General features: G+C 70.8%; 20 protein-coding genes. 15 read left to right on the top strand and 5 right to left on the bottom strand.

The window, feature by feature from the left end; genetic code table 11:
• The first annotated feature begins 14 nt into the window (after positions 1 to 14).
• Positions 15 to 1,244 carry an ornithine--oxo-acid transaminase gene (gene rocD / locus E1181_RS04885; RefSeq protein WP_132672670.1) on the top strand — a complete coding sequence of 410 codons (1,230 nt, stop codon included), beginning with the start codon at positions 15 to 17 and terminating at the stop codon, positions 1,242 to 1,244.
• A 60-nt stretch (positions 1,245 to 1,304) separates the two neighbouring features.
• On the opposite strand, the gene zapE is transcribed toward rocD, so the two are convergent.
• Positions 1,305 to 2,336 (bottom strand): cell division protein ZapE, encoded by a 1,032-nt coding sequence (gene zapE, locus E1181_RS04880; protein ID WP_132672669.1) that lies wholly within the window; start codon positions 2,334 to 2,336, stop codon positions 1,305 to 1,307.
• An 80-nt stretch (positions 2,337 to 2,416) separates the two neighbouring features.
• Between zapE and E1181_RS04875 the strand changes: the two genes are divergently transcribed.
• The 10 genes from E1181_RS04875 (at position 2,417) to E1181_RS04830 (ending at position 8,389) form a co-directional block, all read left to right on the top strand.
• Positions 2,417 to 3,169, top strand: coding sequence for a pyrimidine reductase family protein (locus tag E1181_RS04875; RefSeq protein WP_132672668.1), 753 nt, complete (start codon positions 2,417 to 2,419; stop codon positions 3,167 to 3,169).
• A 149-nt stretch (positions 3,170 to 3,318) separates the two neighbouring features.
• Positions 3,319 to 3,837 carry an Asp23/Gls24 family envelope stress response protein gene (locus E1181_RS04870; RefSeq protein WP_132672667.1) on the top strand — a complete coding sequence of 173 codons (519 nt, stop codon included), beginning with the start codon at positions 3,319 to 3,321 and terminating at the stop codon, positions 3,835 to 3,837.
• A 237-nt stretch (positions 3,838 to 4,074) separates the two neighbouring features.
• Complete coding sequence (locus tag E1181_RS04865) at positions 4,075 to 4,377, top strand: hypothetical protein (protein WP_132672666.1); 303 nt, start codon at positions 4,075 to 4,077, stop codon at positions 4,375 to 4,377.
• A 27-nt stretch (positions 4,378 to 4,404) separates the two neighbouring features.
• Positions 4,405 to 4,653 carry a hypothetical protein gene (locus E1181_RS04860; RefSeq protein ID WP_132672665.1) on the top strand — a complete coding sequence of 83 codons (249 nt, stop codon included), beginning with the start codon at positions 4,405 to 4,407 and terminating at the stop codon, positions 4,651 to 4,653.
• Between the two features lie 43 nt (positions 4,654 to 4,696).
• Positions 4,697 to 4,879: a hypothetical protein gene (locus tag E1181_RS04855; RefSeq protein WP_132672664.1), complete on the top strand. Its 183-nt coding sequence runs from the start codon at positions 4,697 to 4,699 to the stop codon at positions 4,877 to 4,879.
• Positions 4,876 to 5,241, top strand: coding sequence for an Asp23/Gls24 family envelope stress response protein (locus E1181_RS04850; RefSeq protein ID WP_132672663.1), 366 nt, complete (start codon positions 4,876 to 4,878; stop codon positions 5,239 to 5,241). The genes E1181_RS04855 and E1181_RS04850 overlap by 4 nt, the downstream gene beginning before the upstream one ends.
• A 3-nt stretch (positions 5,242 to 5,244) precedes the next feature.
• A complete protein-coding gene (locus E1181_RS04845; RefSeq protein ID WP_132672662.1) occupies positions 5,245 to 5,781 on the top strand; it encodes a DUF6286 domain-containing protein in 537 nt (178 codons plus the stop codon).
• Positions 5,778 to 6,380, top strand: a complete 603-nt coding sequence (gene amaP / locus E1181_RS04840; RefSeq protein ID WP_132672661.1) for an alkaline shock response membrane anchor protein AmaP — start codon at positions 5,778 to 5,780, stop codon at positions 6,378 to 6,380. Before E1181_RS04845 ends, amaP begins: the two co-directional genes overlap by 4 nt.
• Positions 6,381 to 6,389: 9 nt before the next feature.
• Positions 6,390 to 7,493 carry an ATP-dependent DNA ligase gene (locus tag E1181_RS04835; RefSeq protein ID WP_132672660.1) on the top strand — a complete coding sequence of 368 codons (1,104 nt, stop codon included), beginning with the start codon at positions 6,390 to 6,392 and terminating at the stop codon, positions 7,491 to 7,493.
• A gap of 11 nt (positions 7,494 to 7,504) precedes the next feature.
• Positions 7,505 to 8,389 carry a 2-dehydropantoate 2-reductase gene (locus E1181_RS04830; RefSeq protein WP_235876241.1) on the top strand — a complete coding sequence of 295 codons (885 nt, stop codon included), beginning with the start codon at positions 7,505 to 7,507 and terminating at the stop codon, positions 8,387 to 8,389.
• A gap of 112 nt (positions 8,390 to 8,501) precedes the next feature.
• On the opposite strand, the gene E1181_RS04825 is transcribed toward E1181_RS04830, so the two are convergent.
• Complete coding sequence (locus E1181_RS04825; protein ID WP_235876230.1) at positions 8,502 to 9,425, bottom strand: EamA family transporter; 924 nt, start codon at positions 9,423 to 9,425, stop codon at positions 8,502 to 8,504.
• A gap of 261 nt (positions 9,426 to 9,686) precedes the next feature.
• On the opposite strand from E1181_RS04825, the gene E1181_RS04820 reads away from it, so the two are divergent.
• Entirely contained in the window at positions 9,687 to 11,246 is a 1,560-nt protein-coding gene (locus tag E1181_RS04820) for an alpha/beta fold hydrolase (protein ID WP_132672659.1), read from the top strand.
• A 276-nt stretch (positions 11,247 to 11,522) separates the two neighbouring features.
• Here E1181_RS04820 and E1181_RS04815 read toward each other — a convergent pair whose 3' ends face one another.
• Positions 11,523 to 12,293 carry a DUF4389 domain-containing protein gene (locus tag E1181_RS04815; RefSeq protein WP_132672658.1) on the bottom strand — a complete coding sequence of 257 codons (771 nt, stop codon included), beginning with the start codon at positions 12,291 to 12,293 and terminating at the stop codon, positions 11,523 to 11,525.
• A gap of 147 nt (positions 12,294 to 12,440) precedes the next feature.
• On the opposite strand from E1181_RS04815, the gene E1181_RS04810 reads away from it, so the two are divergent.
• Positions 12,441 to 12,734, top strand: coding sequence for a hypothetical protein (locus E1181_RS04810; RefSeq protein WP_132672657.1), 294 nt, complete (start codon positions 12,441 to 12,443; stop codon positions 12,732 to 12,734).
• A 68-nt stretch (positions 12,735 to 12,802) separates the two neighbouring features.
• Positions 12,803 to 13,219 carry a peptide-methionine (R)-S-oxide reductase MsrB gene (msrB, locus tag E1181_RS04805; RefSeq protein ID WP_132672656.1) on the top strand — a complete coding sequence of 139 codons (417 nt, stop codon included), beginning with the start codon at positions 12,803 to 12,805 and terminating at the stop codon, positions 13,217 to 13,219.
• On the opposite strand, the gene E1181_RS32835 is transcribed toward msrB, so the two are convergent.
• Entirely contained in the window at positions 13,190 to 13,411 is a 222-nt protein-coding gene (locus E1181_RS32835; protein WP_408009213.1) for a FitA-like ribbon-helix-helix domain-containing protein, read from the bottom strand. The genes msrB and E1181_RS32835 overlap by 30 nt on opposite strands.
• 296 nt (positions 13,412 to 13,707) lie before the next feature.
• Here E1181_RS32835 and E1181_RS04800 point away from each other — a divergent pair, with 296 nt between their 5' ends.
• Entirely contained in the window at positions 13,708 to 14,097 is a 390-nt protein-coding gene (locus E1181_RS04800) for a hypothetical protein (protein ID WP_132672655.1), read from the top strand.
• A 103-nt stretch (positions 14,098 to 14,200) separates the two neighbouring features.
• Here the strand turns inward: E1181_RS04800 and hemQ are convergent, their stop codons facing one another.
• On the bottom strand, positions 14,201 to 14,896 hold the full coding sequence (hemQ, locus tag E1181_RS04795) for a hydrogen peroxide-dependent heme synthase (protein WP_132672654.1): 696 nt from the start codon (positions 14,894 to 14,896) through the stop codon (positions 14,201 to 14,203).

Raw genomic sequence — 14,896 nt, 5'->3', positions numbered from 1 at the left:
ATAGCCTTGTGCTCATGGCTACCGCCCACCACCTCGACACCGAGTCCCGCGCCGGAGAGTTCCTGGCGCTCGACGAGCGCTACAGCGCGCACAACTACCACCCGCTCCCGGTCGTGATCGCCGAGGCCGACGGCGCCTGGATGACCGATGTGGACGGACGGCGCTACCTGGACTTCCTCGCCGGCTACTCGGCCCTGAACTTCGGGCACCGGCACCCCGATCTGATCGCCGCCGCGACCGAGCAGCTCGGCAAGCTCACGCTGACCAGCCGCGCGTTCCACCACGACCAGCTGGGGCCGTTCTGCCGCGAGCTCGCCGAGCTCACCGGCACCGACCGGGTGCTGCCGATGAACTCCGGTGCCGAGGCGGTCGAGTCGGCGATCAAGATCGCCCGCAAGTGGGCCTACCAGGTCAAGGGCGTACCGGAGAACCAGGCCGAGATCATCGTGGCCGGCTCCAACTTCCACGGCCGCACCACGACCATCGTCTCCTTCTCCACCGATCCGGAGGCGCGCGCCGAGTTCGGCCCCTACACGCCGGGCTTCACCGTCACCGACTACGGCGACGCCGCCTCGGTCGAGGCCGCGATCAGCGAACGGACCGCAGCGGTGCTGGTCGAGCCCATCCAGGGCGAGGCAGGCGTGGTCGTGCCGCCGGCCGACTACCTGCCCCGGCTGCGGCGGCTGTGCGACGAGCACGGCGCGCTGCTCATCTGCGACGAGATCCAGTCCGGCCTCGCCCGCACCGGTGAGCTGCTGGCCAGCGCCCACGACGGCGTCCGCGCCGACCTCTACACGCTGGGCAAGGCGCTGGGCGGCGGCATCCTGCCGGTGTCGGCGGTGGTGGGCCGCGACGACGTCATCGGCGTGCTCCAGCCCGGTCAGCACGGTTCGACCTTCGGCGGGAACCCGCTGGCGGCGGCCGTGGGCCGCGCGGTGATCCGACTGCTGAGCACCGGCGAGTTCCAGGAGCGCTCCCGCGACCTGGGCGCTCACCTGCACGCGCGCCTCGGCGACCTGATCGGCAACGGCGTGGCGCAGGTGCGCGGCCGGGGCCTGTGGGCGGGCGTGGAGATCGCGCCCGGCGGCCCGGCGGGTCGCGAGGCCAGCGAGGCGCTGATGGCCAAGGGCGTGCTGTGCAAGGAAACGCAGGACACGACGCTGCGCATCGCCCCGCCGCTGACGATCACGCGGGACGAGCTCGACACCGGCATCGACGCCATCGCCGAGGTCCTCGCGAAGTAGCCGCCGGTCAGTTCCGGTCCGAACCGTCCAGCAGTTCGGACCGGAACTGCTGACCGCGGTTCAGGACTTGGTGAGGTCCCGGGACAGAGCGGTGAGGCGGCTGATCGCCCGCAGGTACTTCTTGCGGTAGCCGCCCTGCAGCATCTCCTCGGTGAACAGGCCCGACAGCGGCGCGCCCGAGACGCGGACCGGGATGGCCCGGTCGTAGAGGCGGTCCGCCAGCGCCACCAGGCGCAGCGCCACGTCCTGGTCCGGGGCCGCGTGCACGCCCGAGAGGTGCACGGCGGTGATGTCGTCGACGAGCCTGCCGTACTTCGAGGCGTGCAGACCGGCGAGGAAACCGCAGAGCGCGTCGAAGTCGTCGAACGTCGACCCGTCGGTGGCCTCCGCCAGCCGGGACAGCTCGTCATCGGCCATCGGCGGCGGCGCGTCCGGCAGACCGCGGTGCCGGTAGTCCGGCCCGTCGACCCGCACCACGCCGAACCGGGCCGACATCGCGTGGATCTCGCGCAGGAAGTCCGCCGCGGCGAACCGGCCCTCGCCCAGCTTGTCCGGCAGCGTGTTGGACGTGGCCGCCACGTGCACACCGGCGTCGGTGAGCTTCGCGATCAGCTGCGTGACCAGCATCGTGTCACCCGGGTCGTCCAGCTCGAACTCGTCGATGGCCAGCAGCCGGTGCTGCGAGAGCCGCTCGACGGTCGCGGCGAACCCGAGAGTGCCCACGAGGTTGGTGATCTCGACGAAGGTGCCGTAGGACTTGGTGCCCTCGGTGGCGTGCCACAACGAGGCCAGCAGGTGGGTCTTGCCGACGCCGAACCCGCCGTCGAGGTAGAGCCCGCGCTTGTCGCCGTCGGTCTTCTTCTTGCCGCCGAACATCCCGCGCAACCAGCCGCCACCACCGCCGGCGGAGGCGTTGATCCGCTCCGCGAACGCCGCGCAGTCCCGCACGGCCTGCGCCTGGCTGGGCTCGTCCGGATTGGGGATGTAGGTCTCGAAGCGCGCCGCCTCGAAGCGGGGCGGCGGCGTCATCGCCTGGACCAGCTCGTCCGGGGTGATCTCTGGACGGCGGTCGACCAGACGGGCGAAATTCATGCGACCGACTCTATAACCGGACACCGCTGAGCCAGGTCCTGACGTCACGTGCCACTCGTCACCCGTGGTGGGATGGATCTGTGGTCGATGAGCTCTGGCCGGTGGACGGCGCACCAGAAGCGGACGAGCGCCTGGAGGCGCACTACGCCTACCCCGAGACCCTCCACCGCCCGTGGGTGCGGGTGAACTTCGTGTCGAGCCTGGACGGTGCGGTCACCTCCGGGGGCAGCTCCCGGCCGCTGTCGGATCCGGTGGACCGCCAGGTGTTGAGCCTGATCCGCGATCTCTCCGACGTGATCCTGGTCGGCGCGGGCACCGCCGTCGCCGAGGGGTACCGGGGTGTGAAGCGCAACGCGGTCCGCACCGAGCGCCGCACCCGCCTGTGCCTGTCCGAGGTACCACCGATCGCTCTGGTCACCGCGCGCGCCGCCCTGCCGCTGGACTCGCCGCTGCTGACCGACACGCTGGTGCCGCCGATCGTGCTCACCTGCGAGTCGGCGCCCGCGCAGCGGCGGGTCGCGCTCGCCGAGGCCGGTGCCGACGTGGTGATCGCGGGCGCCGACCGGGTGGACCTCGCCGCCGCGCTCGACGCGCTGGATCGGCGGGGGCTTCGCCGGATCGGCTGCGAAGGCGGGCCGCAGCTGTTCGGCGGCCTCGTCGACGCCGACTTGGTCGACGAGCTCTGCCTGACCCTGTCCCCCATGCTGACCAGTGGGGACGCCGGTCGGATCGCGGAAGGCAGCGGCGTGGAGCCGCCGCACCGGATGCGCCTGGAGTCGGTGCTGCACTCGGATTCGCTGCTGTTCCTGCGTTACGGAAGAATGCGGGAGTGACGGATGTGGCGAACCGCCGACGCTGTCACCCGAGGCACCCGAATGGTGCCGCGATCGCATCTGGGACACCCTTCGGACCAGGTGCGGCCACTCACTCGCGCCACACCTCGCCGACATTCCTCGGCGTACCGGGAAGGAGCTGGATTTCCATGGCCCAGAACAGCGACACGTCGTCCGGCCAAGCCACCCAGCAGACGGGGGCTCAGAGCAGCGAGCGGCGCATCCCGGACACGCGCAGCGGCGGATCGCCCGCGCGCACCGCCGACGAGGGCTCGCAGGGCAAGACGACCATCGCGGCGTCGGTCGTGCAGAAGATCGCGGGCATGGCGGCCCGCGAGGTCTCCGGCGTCCACGCGATGGGCGGCGGCGTCTCCCGCGCCTTCGGCGCGCTGCGCGACCGGATCCCCGGCGGCAGCGGCACTTCCTCCACCTCGGGCGTGCAGGTGGAGGTCGGCGAGAAGCAGACCGCGGTGGACCTCGACCTGGTCGTCGAGTACGGCGCGTCCATCGTGGACCTCTCGCGCGCGGTGCGGCGCAACGTGATCACCGCCGTGGAGCGGATGACCGGTCTCGACGTCATCGAGGTCAACATCGTCGTCAACGACATCCACCTCCCCAGCGACGACGAGGAGGAAGCGCCGCAGCAGGCGCAGTCGCGCGTCGAGTGACATCGTCGGTCCGAAATCGCCTGGGAGCTGTTCAAGAATGCGGCGCAGCCGCATCCTCTTCCGCCATCCGAGGCACTCGCACCGCCGCGGGTTCGCCAGCGCCTTCGTGGCGAGTACGCCGGGACGCCGCGTATTGACATACTCAAGGAGCGGCGCACGGAGACCACGGAGGCGGTCAGGTTCCGCTACCCGCACCGCCACGCAAAGCAACTCCTCAACAGGTCTTAGGAGGCCCAGTTGCCGGAGCAGCCATCCGCCAGTGAGCTCGCCGAGAAGGTGCTGGCGCACCCGTCGGTGGCGCGGCTGGCCGGCGGCGCGTTCGGGGAGATCACGTCCTACTTCCCCGGCCACCGCATCACCGGCGTGCGGATGCCCGAGGACGGGGGCGTGGAGATCGGCGTGGTGGTGCGCCTCGACCAGCCGGTCGGCACGACCATCGCCGAACTGCGCGACTCGCTGGCCGGGACGCTGGGCGAAACCCGGGTGGACATCTACGTGTCCGACGTGGAAACCGCCGAGGATCCGCCGGAACCGGCATGAGTGGCCGGTCCCGCCTGGAGGCGCAGAATGGTGGACGTGCCGCACGATCCGGCGACGCGCGCCGAGATCCGCGCGTTCATCCGGGCGAATCACCCGGACGTGGGAGGGGACCCGGAGGCGTTCGCCGCCGGGCTCGCTCGGCTGCGCGGCAGGACCGCCGATCCTCGGTTCGACGCGCCGATCGTGGTGGAGACCAGGCCGAGCGGAGTCCGGGGCCTGCTGCACCGCCTCCGATGCCGCTGGCGGCGCCGCCACGCACCTCCCCGCGTTCGATGACCCGTTCGTGCAACAGCCCGTTTCTTCACAGGAGGCATCGGAGATGAATGCGACGCAGACCGGACTGATCGCCGGGCTGATCCTCGGCACCGCCGCGGCGGTCGGCGGGTTCAGCGGGTTCCTGATCGCCTTGCTGATCGGTGTGGTGGGGCTGGTCATCGGCCGGATCCTCGACGGCGAGCTGGAGGTCGGCGATCTGCTCGGCCGCTCCAAGGACCGTCGATGACCGCAGCCGCGACCAAGCCGGAGGAGTCCGCCTCCGACGAAGCGCTGGAGGAGCGCGGCGACCTGCACATCAACCGCTCGGTGCTGCGCAAGATCGCCGAGCACGCCGCCGACGTCGACCCGGGCAGCGCGCGCAGCGGCCGCAAGCACGCCGCCGGTGCCGAGATCAGCGGCCCGGACGACGCGTTGCGGGTCCGGCTGACCGTGGCGCTGCGCTACCCGAACCCGGTGCGCGACACCGTCGCCTCGATGCGCGAGCGGGTCGAGGCCGAGCTGTCCCGCATCGCGGGCTGCACGGTGCGCAGCATCGACGTGACCGTGTCCGGGCTGGTTCCACCGGCCGCGGCACCCCGGGTGGAGTGAGCGATGCGCCTGTTCGTACGACTGATCACCGCTGTGGCCGGCATCGTCCTCGCCGCCGCCGGAGCGCTGCTGACCATCGAGTCGGTGTGGTCGCTGATCCGGCCGGGCGGCCGCGGCCTGATCCTCGGCCCGGCCGCGGTGCGCGATGCGCTGGCCGGGTTCTCGTGGAACGACGTGCCGGTGCGGCTCGTGGCCTGCGCTCTGATCGTGCTCGGCCTGGTGCTGCTGATCGCCGCGATGAGCGCGGGGCACGGGGAGATCCGGCTGCACGACCCGGCGCCCGAGGTCACCGTGACCACCGACCGCCGTTCGCTCGCGCGGCTGGTCGGCCACCAGGTCCGCGACCAGGACGGCGTCGCGGGCGCGACCGTCACCGCCGGCGCGAAGCGGGTCCGCGTCAAGGCCACCTCGCGCTTCCGGGAGACCGGTGACCTGCGAGGGCGGCTGACCGAGACCGCCGAGCACGCCGTCGGTGACCTGCCGCTGCCCAGCACGCCGAAGGTGCAGGTGTCGCTGGCCACGCCCAAGGAGCGCCGATGAGCGAGATCAAGCCGAGCAGCACCCCGATCGGTCGCGGCGCGGGGTTCGAACGCGGCGCCGTGACCCTGCTGGGCCTGCTGTCGCTGCTGGTGGGCGCCGCCGCGATCGTCGTGGGTTCCGGGGTGCTGGGCGTGTTCCGCGCGCAGCGGCCGGTGGCCGATCCGCTGGTGGTGCAGTGGGTGCAGGTCCACTCCCGGCTGGCCGCGGTGATCGGCATCATCGCCGGGCTCGTGCTGTTCGTGCTGGGCCTGTGGTGGCTGGTGCGCGCGCTGCGGCCCGAGCAGCGGCCGGACTTCCGCCTGGAGCGCTCCGACTCGGGCGACCTCGACGTGACGGCCGGGGCGCTGTCCGACGCCGTGCGCGCCGACGCCGAGCAGGTTCAGGGCGTCAAGCGGGCCCGGGTGCGGATGGCCGGCACCGACCGCTCGCCGTCGCTGCGCCTGACGCTGTCGCTGCAGGAGGGCACCAACGTCCGGCACGTGTGGGAGGAGCTGGACGAGAAGGTCCTCGCCCGCGCCCGCCAGGCGCTGGGGCGGGAGACGCTGCCCACGGCCATCAGGCTGCGACTGGACCGCGCACCCAAGCAACGCGTTCAGTAGGAGGCCGTCGTGCTGCCGCTGCACCCTCCGGTGAAACCGATGCTGGCCAGTCCGGTCGACGGCGTGCCGCGCCGCGAGGGCCTGCTGTTCGAACCGAAGTGGGACGGTTTCCGCTGCCTGGCCTTCGTCGATCCCGGCAGTCCCGTGCTGCTGCAGTCGCGCACCGGGCGCGGGCTGGAGCGCTACTTCCCCGAAGTGCAGGCGACGCTCGCCCAGCAGCTGGAGCGCCCGGCGGTGCTCGACGGGGAGCTGGTGGTGATCCACCACGACTCCGACGGGGACAAGCTCGACTGGAACCTGCTCAGCGAGCGGATCCACCCCGCGGCCAGCCGGGTCAAGGCGCTCGCCGAGCGCACCCCGGCCACCTTCATCGCCTTCGACCTGCTGGCGCTGGACGACCAGGACCTCACCGGATCGGCCCAGTCCGAACGACGCTCGCTGCTCGCCGACCTGGGGCTGGACCGCCCGGGTCTGCGCACGACCCCGGCCACCGAGGACCCGGAGCTGGCCGAGGAGTGGTTCCGGCTGTTCGAGGGCGCCGGGCTGGACGGCATCATCGCCAAGCCCCTCGACGGCCGGTACGTGCCGGGCAAGCGGACGATGCTCAAGATCAAGCACTCGCGCACCGTCGACTGCGTGGTCGCCGGGCTCCGCTGGCACGCCAACACCGAACCCGGCACCGCGGTCGGGTCGTTGCAGCTGGGGTTGCACGACGAGCACGGGGTGCTGCACCACGTCGGCGTCGTCGGTTCGTTCTCCGCCGCGCGCAGGCGCGAGCTGGCCGGGGAGCTCACCGAGCTGATCACCGAGGGCGAGCACCCGTGGGTCGGCGAGAACGCGACCGAGCGTCGGCTGCCCGGGTCGGTGAACCGCTGGAACAGCAACGAGCAGCCGTGGGTGCCGCTGCGCCCGGAGCGGGTCGTAGAGGTCTCCTACGACCACACCGAAGGCGGGCATCCGGCCCGGTTCCGGCACACCACGCAGTTCGTGCGCTGGCGTCCCGACCGGGACCCGGAGTCCTGCGACTACGCCCAGCTGGACGAGCCGATGCGCTACGACCTCGACTCGGTGCTGTTCGGCGCAGTGCACCGCACGGATCGTTCGAGCGGGTAACGTCCGCTCCCGTGGCAGAGCGGATTGCGGTGATCGGTTCAGGTGGCATCGGCGGGGTGATCGCCGAAGCGGCGCACGCCGCGGGCCACGAGGTGACGATGTGCGTGCGCACGCCGTTCGAGCGGCTGGTCGTGGACGCGCCCGAGGGGCCCGTGGAGGTCCCGGTGTCGGTGGCGACCGATCCCGGTGCCGTCGGCGGGTTCGACTGGATCGTGCTGACGACCAAGGTCCACGACGTGCCGAGCACGGCTCCCTGGCTGCGCGAGCTCGACGACGGGCGCACACCCCTGGTGGTCGTGCAGAACGGTGTCGCGCACCGCGAGTCGGTCGCCGAGCTGCGGCTGCAGGCGCCCGTGCTGCCCGCGCTGATCTACGTCGGAGCGGAGCGGACCAGTCCCGGCCGCGTGGTGCGCCGGTCGCCGGCCACCGTGCAGGTCCCCGCGGGCGATCTCGGTTCCCGGTTCGTGTCGATGCTGGCGGGCTCGGCGCTGAAGCTGCGCGAGACCCACGACTTCCACACCGCGGCCTGGCGCAAGATGCTCACCAACGTCGCGCCGAACCCGATCACCGCGCTGACCCTGCGCCGCCTGGACGTGCTCGCCGACGCCGAGGTCCAGGAGCTCTGCGCGGGCATCCTCACCGAGGCGATCGCGGTCGCCCAGGCCGAGGGGGCTTCGCTTACTCAGCAGGACGCGGACAAGGTCCTGGCCGACTACACCGCCCAGATGCCTCCGACCAACGGCACCTCGATGCTCTACGACCGCATCGCCGGCCTCCCGCTGGAGCACGAGCACATCACCGGAACCCTCGTCCGGGCGGCCGACCGCCACGGCATCCCGGTCCCCCTCAACCGCACGCTCCTGACCCTCCTCCGCGCGATCAAGCCAAACCCCTGACCCAAGACCGTCGCGAAGTCCCCCACACCCGGGCGTGTCATCGCAGCTCAGCGCCGTGCCCGGGCTGCGATCTCGAATTTCGCGCGAAATTCGAATTTGTCGCCCGATCGGGTCAGTTCGCGGGTGGGTCGCTGGACTCGGGGGTTGTGCGGGTGGTGGCGACCGAGCCGACGGAGGCGATGACGACGCAGCAGATGGCCAGCCACTGCCAACCGGTCAGGAGCTCGCCGAGGACCACCAGGCCGGCGAGGGCGGCGACGGCGGGTTCGGTGCTCATCAGGATCCCGAAGACGCGGGCCGGCATCCTGCGGAGCGCTTCGAGCTCGAGCGTGTAGGGCACCACCGAGGACATCAGCGCGACCACCAGTCCGATGATCAGCACCGTCGGGCTCAGCAGGGCGGGCCCGGAGTCGAACGCACCGATGGGCAGCGCCACCAGGGCGCCGAAGGCCATCGCCAGCGCCAGCCCGGAGGTTCCGGTCGTGCGGCTGCCGAGCTTGGCGCCGAGCAGGATGTACCCGGCCCAGCAGGCACCCGCGGCCAGCGCGAACGCGACACCGACCCAGTCGAGGCCACCTTCGACGCGGGACAGCAGGAACACGCCGGTTCCGGCCAGCAGCGCCCACACGACGTCGAGCTTGCGGTGCGAGCCGAACAGCGCCACCGTCAGCGGCCCGAGGAACTCGATGGTCACCGCAGCGCCCAGCGGAATCCGCTCGAACGCCTGGTAGATGCACATGTTCATGCCGGCCAGAACCAGCCCGTACCCGGCGACGACGCGCAGCGTCGGCCAGTCCAGCCGCAGCGACGGGCGGAACACCGCCAGCAGGATCAGCGCGGCGAACACCAGCCGCAGCAGCACCACGCCCGAGGCCCCGGCGACGCTGAACAGCTGCTTGGCGAACGCGGCGCCCACCTGCACGCTGACCACGCCGACCAGCACCATCATCGGCGGCGGCACGGCTCCCAGCGCAGCGGCCGACACCCGGCTCGCGCTCCACCGACGTTCGTCTCCCGGCCCCCAGGCGACCTGCACAACGCTCCTTCACGGCTCAAGCGACAACGACCAGCACGCTATCCCAGCGAACACCCGACGAACGAGCGCCGGAGGTGCTCCTCCGCACCCTGCGGGAGTACGCCGTGCACCGGACTCTCGCATCCGGAGCCGGGTTCGGCTTCCGGCATCCGCTGACCGCGGAGAACCAGCCGACGACCGCGGCGGAACGTCCCCTAACCGAGGTCACACGTCGATCATGGGATGCTGCGTAGCACGTTCGCCGGTCGACTAGGAGTTCTTGTGCCGCGCACCATCAACCGGGCCGGGGCCGCGCTGCTGCCGTTGCTGCTGCTGGTGGTCGCCGGTTGTTCGGTCGGACCGTCCCAGCGCCCCGCGGTCGCCTACCACGACAGCGAGCAGCAGGTGGCGCCCGCGCCGCAGCCGCCGAAGCCGCGGCCCGTGCCGCCGCTGGGCGCCGCTCCCCACGACGCGCTGAACTGGCAGGACTGCACCGACCAGACCCGCGCTGAGCTGGGAGCCTTGCCGCCCGGCCTGACGTTCTCCTGCTCCCGCCTGCTCTCCACGCTCGACGCACCGGAGGCCCCGGAGCGGGGCACCGCGCGCAACTCGCTGATCCGCGCGGGCTCCGGCCGGGTCCCGCTGGTGGTCGTGGGCGATGTCGGCGGCGAACCGGGCACGACCTTCGCCGCGCGGATGGCCACGCAGCTGCCGCCGGAGATCCGCAACACCTTCGACATCATCGGCATGGACCGGCGAGGCACCGGCGAGTCGGAACCCGCCGACTGCGTTCCTCCGCAGCAGCGCGAGGAGGTCCTGGGCTTCGACCCGCGCGCGACCCAGCGAGCGGATCTGGACCGGCTGCTGGAGTCGGTGCTGTCGGCCAGCCAGGAGTGCCTGCTCAAGCTCGACGAGCGACTGCAGGCCTACGACACCTGGCGCACCGCCTCCGACCTGGAAGAACTCCGCCTGGAACTGGGCGTGCCGAGGCTGCACGCGATCGGCCGCGGCGAGGCCGGACGGCTGCTGACGACCTACGCCGAGCGGTACCCGGGCGGGGTCGGGCGGTTCGTGATCGATGGCGCCCCGGATCCGACGCGCGACTCGATGGGGCAGGCCGAGTACCAGGCGCAGACCGCCGAGCAGACCTTCGACGTCTTCGCCGCCGACTGCGTCAGCCGCAACTGCCCGCTCGGGCCGAATCCCCGGCAGGCCGTCAGCGACCTGGTCGAGCGCACCCGGAACGCCCCGCTGCCCGCGCCGGGCACGTCGGTGCCGGCGGGCCGGGTCACGCAGGCGGTGCTGCGGGGGCTCTCCGACCGCAACGGCTGGCCCGCGCTGGCGGATGCGCTGGCGGCGGGCAACCGCGGTGACGGCACGCGACTCGCCGAGCTCACCGCCCCGCTGGTCGCCGCCCAGGGCGTGAACCCGCCGTGGTTCGACGGCGACCTGATCACCAGCTGCAACGACACGACGTTGCGCGTTCCGCCGCAGCGCAGCAGCGAGATCGCGCAGGACTGGGTGAACCGCTTCCCGCTGTTCGGCGGGGTCGCGGCGCAGCGCGTGGTGTGGTGCGGTTCGTGGCCGGTTCCGCAGCAGCCGCTGCCGACTCCTCGCCGCGCGGATCTGCCGCCGATCCCGGTGATCACCACGGCCCACGATCCGCGAGCGCTGGCGCTGGGCACCGATCACCTGGCCGACGAGCTGCCGACCGGGGTGTCGATGCGCTGGCAGGGCGCCGGGCACGGAGCGATCACCCGCTCGACGTGCGTCACCGACGCGATCAGCCGATTCCTGGTGCAGGGGGTCGTGCCCACCGAAGGCATGGCTTGCCCGGAGTGATCCCGCAACACCCCGGGCAAGCCACCGCCGCTTCAGCCGCAGCTGGAGCAGCAGCCACAGGAAGGACCGCTGCAGCTGCCGCAGCAGCTGCAACCGCCCTGGTGCGGTGCGTCGGTGCCGACCATCTCCGACCTCCGATCGGTGTTGGATACCAGCACCGTCCGATGTTCCTCGCCGATCCAACCGCCCGAACACCGCTGCACGAGCGAACCGACGTCGCCCGACGAGCGGAACCCGGCGGCTGCGATCAGTGACCGGACGAGGTCGTCTGGTCGATCATCCGAGGTGGGCGTACTGGTACTCGTGCGGGGACGGCTGCGTGGACGACACCGCGCCGTTGCCCACCATCGCGAGAGCGCCGAGCACGATGAACACGATCAGCAGGATCCGCCCGCCCCGGGACATCACCAGCGGCCGCGTGCCGGCCGGGACCTCGGCGACCTCGCCCTCCTCGCGGGCGTCGCCGAACAGGCGCTTCGGGTAGGCGCCGGTGAGCAGGTAGATGTAGGCGTTGGTGCGCATCGAGTAGCGCAGGGCGGCCACCGAGGCGTCGAAGACCGGGCGCGGGTTGCGGCCCATGACCAGGATGATCAGCCACAGGAAGAACGCCAGGACGGCGAATCCCCACGAGGTCACCGAGGCCACGATCGCCGCCGGGATCAGCAGGACGAACCGGAACGCCACCGCCCAGCGGTTGAGCCTGCCCGGCCGGATCTCGACGTCGACCGGGAACTCCGGGTCGCCCACGACGAACGGCGGGTAGCGGTCGACCAGCAGCCACGCGGAGGCTCCGACCCGCGTGCTGTAGGAGATGTAGAGGATGAGGAACCCGGAGATCCACTCGGGGAGCCTGCCCAGGACCAGCGCGGCGAACCAGCCGATGAACACCACCACGGCCGCCGCGATGCCCAGCGCCCACAGCACGATGAAGTGCGGGACGAGCAGCAGAATCCGCAGCAGCACGGTCCAGCGGCGGTGCCGCTGCGGTGGCGTGACCAGCAGCTCCGGCAGGAACCGGCCGTCCTCGACTGCGGCTGACTCGCTCAAAGCCACCCTCCCCGCGCTCCACGACGAATTCTTCCCAGCCTAGGCGGTCCGCATGCGGCGGCGAGCGCGATTGCCCTGGTCGGCCCCCACTCCATTCGGTGAACTCGGCGATTCCGCTCCCCGCTGATGAGGCGATACGGTGTGCCGATGCAGCGCCGTGAATCCGAGGAGCCGGCCCGCTTCGGCGACCTGGACGACCTCGATCAGAACGATCCCGAGGTCCGCGCCTTCGCCGAGCACCGCGCCCGGATGGACCGGCCGGCCTCGGAGGCCACGGTCGAGGGCATGCTGCGCGGGGTGGACGAGTTCGCCCAGAGCGCCAACCGCACCGGAGGCCACCGCAGGCTGGTGGCGGTGGCCGTCGTCGTGCTGATCCTGTTCGGGGTGCTGTTCACGGTCTGGAACGCGGTGGCCTACATGCTCGGGGCCTTCTTCGGCTGATCGTGGCCTGGGCCTCGATCGGACCGGGCGGCTTAGCAATCGATCTTCGATCGCATTAGCGTGGAAGCATGGATCCGGTTGCAGGCACTCCCAAGGTCACCAAGAGCGAGCAGGAGTGGCGGGAGCAGCTCACCCCGAACGAGTTCGCGGTGCTGCGCCAGGCCGCCACCGAACCCGCGTGGGTGGGCGAGTACGTCGACACCAAGACCACCGGCGTCTACGAGTGCCGGGGCTGCGAAGCGGAGCTGTTCCGCAGCGAGACCAAGTTCGAGTCGCACTGCGGCTGGCCGTCGTTCTACGACCCGAGCGACTCCGACGCGGTGATCGTCCGCGAGGACCGCAGCATGGGCATGGTCCGCACGGAGGTCCTCTGCGCCTCCTGCCACGGTCACCTCGGCCACGTCTTCACCGGCGAGGGCTACGCGACGCCCACCGACCAGCGCTACTGCATCAACTCAATCGCCGTCCGCCTCGTCGAGAGCTGACTTCCGAGCGAGCTCGATCGCCCTCTCCGGCATGCACTCCTGGAACGACCGCCCCTTGGCCCGCGCATCTGCGCGAAGCGCCTCGCAGTCGTCATCGGGAACATCGCGAATGGTCAACGTCGCCAGGACGCCCACCGCCGAACAAGAACGATCATGGCGCCACCTTGGCAGGGTCTGCCCAGGTGGCGCCATGGTTCGTCTTGCGCTCACCCGGTCGACTCCACTTGAGGAGTACCTCCCGTGAAGCGCCAGCCGGCTCGATCACACCGCGCTACATGCACCCAGCAGCAGGTCATCCAGCTGTCTACCCATGGTTGACGCTTGCGTCAACCCCGCTATAGACGTAATCTCGTGAAGCAACACACGATCTATCGCCTCGGGTCCACGACGATCCCAGTCCCGAGACACGCAGAACTCGGCGAAAACATGGCTCTCGTCATCTTCAAGGAGTGCCAACGAGAGCTCGGGAAGAAGTGGTGGCAGCAACGATGACCACGTACCAAGTGCAAGTCACTCGGGACGGCAAGTTCTGGTTGATCCACGTTCCAGCCGTAGAACGGTGGACCCAAGCGCGCAAGCTCGGCGAGATTCACGAGATGGCGCAGGATCTCATCGAGATCATGACCGGGGATCCGGGCGAGTCGATCGAACTGGACATCACCATCTCACTCCCCGAAGAGGTGCAGGAACGCTTGGACCGCGCTGCTGAGCTTCGGTCACAGGCGTCCCGCGCTCAGGGCCAAGCCGCCGAGGAATTCAGCAGTGCAGCCCGGACCCTGCACGACCAAGGGATGTCGATGCGCGAGATCGGCGAGGTGCTCGGGATCTCCTATCAACGAGCGCATCAGCTGGTCAGTCAGAACTCCAAAGCTGCCTGACGAAGCCGAACAACATGATCATGGCGCCACCTTGGCAGGATCTGCCCAGGTGGCGCCATGATTCGTCTTGGGCTCACCCGAACGGGACGGGTGAGTTCGACCTTCAGGGAAGCCGGGTGACGAGGTCTCCGACCTCGACTCGGTGCCCGGTGTAGAACGGGATCTCCTCGCGGACGTGCAGGCGGGCCTCCGTGCCGCGCAGGTGGCGCATCAGGTCGACGATGCGGTGCAGCTCGTCAGCCTCGAAGGCGAGCATCCACTCGTAGTCGCCCAGCGCGAAGGACGCGACGGTGTTGGCGCGCACGTCCGGGTAGTCGCGGGCTTCCTTGCCGTGGTCGGCGAGCATCTTGCGGCGCTCGTCGTCGGGCAGCAGGTACCACTCGTAGGACCGCACGAAGGGGTACACGCAGATGTACTTCTTCGGGTCCTCACCGGCCATGAACGCCGGGATGTGGCTCTTGTTGAACTCCGCGGGGCGGTGCAGCGCCACGTTGCTCCACACCGGCTCGGAGGACTGGCCGAGCGGGGTTTCGCGGCGGAACCCGGTGTAGGCGGCCTGCACGGCCTCGATCTCCTCCGCGTGCCACCAGATCATGAAGTCCGCGTCGGCACGCAGGCCGGACACGTCGTAGACACCGCGCACCACGACACCGGTTTCCGCCAGCGAGTCCAGGTACTCCTGGGTCACCTGCGCGGCCTTGGCCCGGTCCTCGGGCAGGGTTCCCTGCTCGATCCGGAAGACCGACCACATGGTGTAGCGGATGGTGTCGTTGAGCTCGTCGTAATTCAGCCGCGCCAT

It is taken from the genome of Saccharopolyspora terrae, assembly GCF_004348435.1.
GTDB lineage: Bacteria > Actinomycetota > Actinomycetes > Mycobacteriales > Pseudonocardiaceae > Saccharopolyspora > Saccharopolyspora endophytica.
Note: the sequence above shows the minus strand (reverse complement) of the source record. Positions and strands in the feature narration are given on the sequence as shown.

What these genes read in the sequence shown, in the direction of transcription:
- rocD (WP_132672670.1), top strand. Translation starts at nt 15, where the DNA reads ATGGCTACCGCCCACCACCTCGACACCGAGTCCCGCGCCGGAGAGTTC.
- zapE (WP_132672669.1), bottom strand. Translation starts at nt 2,336, where the DNA reads ATGAATTTCGCCCGTCTGGTCGACCGCCGTCCAGAGATCACCCCGGAC.
- E1181_RS04870 (WP_132672667.1), top strand. Translation starts at nt 3,319, where the DNA reads ATGGCCCAGAACAGCGACACGTCGTCCGGCCAAGCCACCCAGCAGACG.
- E1181_RS04860 (WP_132672665.1), top strand. Translation starts at nt 4,405, where the DNA reads ATGGTGGACGTGCCGCACGATCCGGCGACGCGCGCCGAGATCCGCGCG.
- E1181_RS04855 (WP_132672664.1), top strand. Translation starts at nt 4,697, where the DNA reads ATGAATGCGACGCAGACCGGACTGATCGCCGGGCTGATCCTCGGCACC.
- E1181_RS04850 (WP_132672663.1), top strand. Translation starts at nt 4,876, where the DNA reads ATGACCGCAGCCGCGACCAAGCCGGAGGAGTCCGCCTCCGACGAAGCG.
- E1181_RS04845 (WP_132672662.1), top strand. Translation starts at nt 5,245, where the DNA reads ATGCGCCTGTTCGTACGACTGATCACCGCTGTGGCCGGCATCGTCCTC.
- amaP (WP_132672661.1), top strand. Translation starts at nt 5,778, where the DNA reads ATGAGCGAGATCAAGCCGAGCAGCACCCCGATCGGTCGCGGCGCGGGG.
- E1181_RS04810 (WP_132672657.1), top strand. Translation starts at nt 12,441, where the DNA reads ATGCAGCGCCGTGAATCCGAGGAGCCGGCCCGCTTCGGCGACCTGGAC.
- msrB (WP_132672656.1), top strand. Translation starts at nt 12,803, where the DNA reads ATGGATCCGGTTGCAGGCACTCCCAAGGTCACCAAGAGCGAGCAGGAG.
- E1181_RS32835 (WP_408009213.1), bottom strand. Translation starts at nt 13,411, where the DNA reads ATGGCGCCACCTGGGCAGACCCTGCCAAGGTGGCGCCATGATCGTTCT.
- E1181_RS04800 (WP_132672655.1), top strand. Translation starts at nt 13,708, where the DNA reads ATGACCACGTACCAAGTGCAAGTCACTCGGGACGGCAAGTTCTGGTTG.
- hemQ (WP_132672654.1), bottom strand. Translation starts at nt 14,896, where the DNA reads ATGGCGCGGCTGAATTACGACGAGCTCAACGACACCATCCGCTACACC.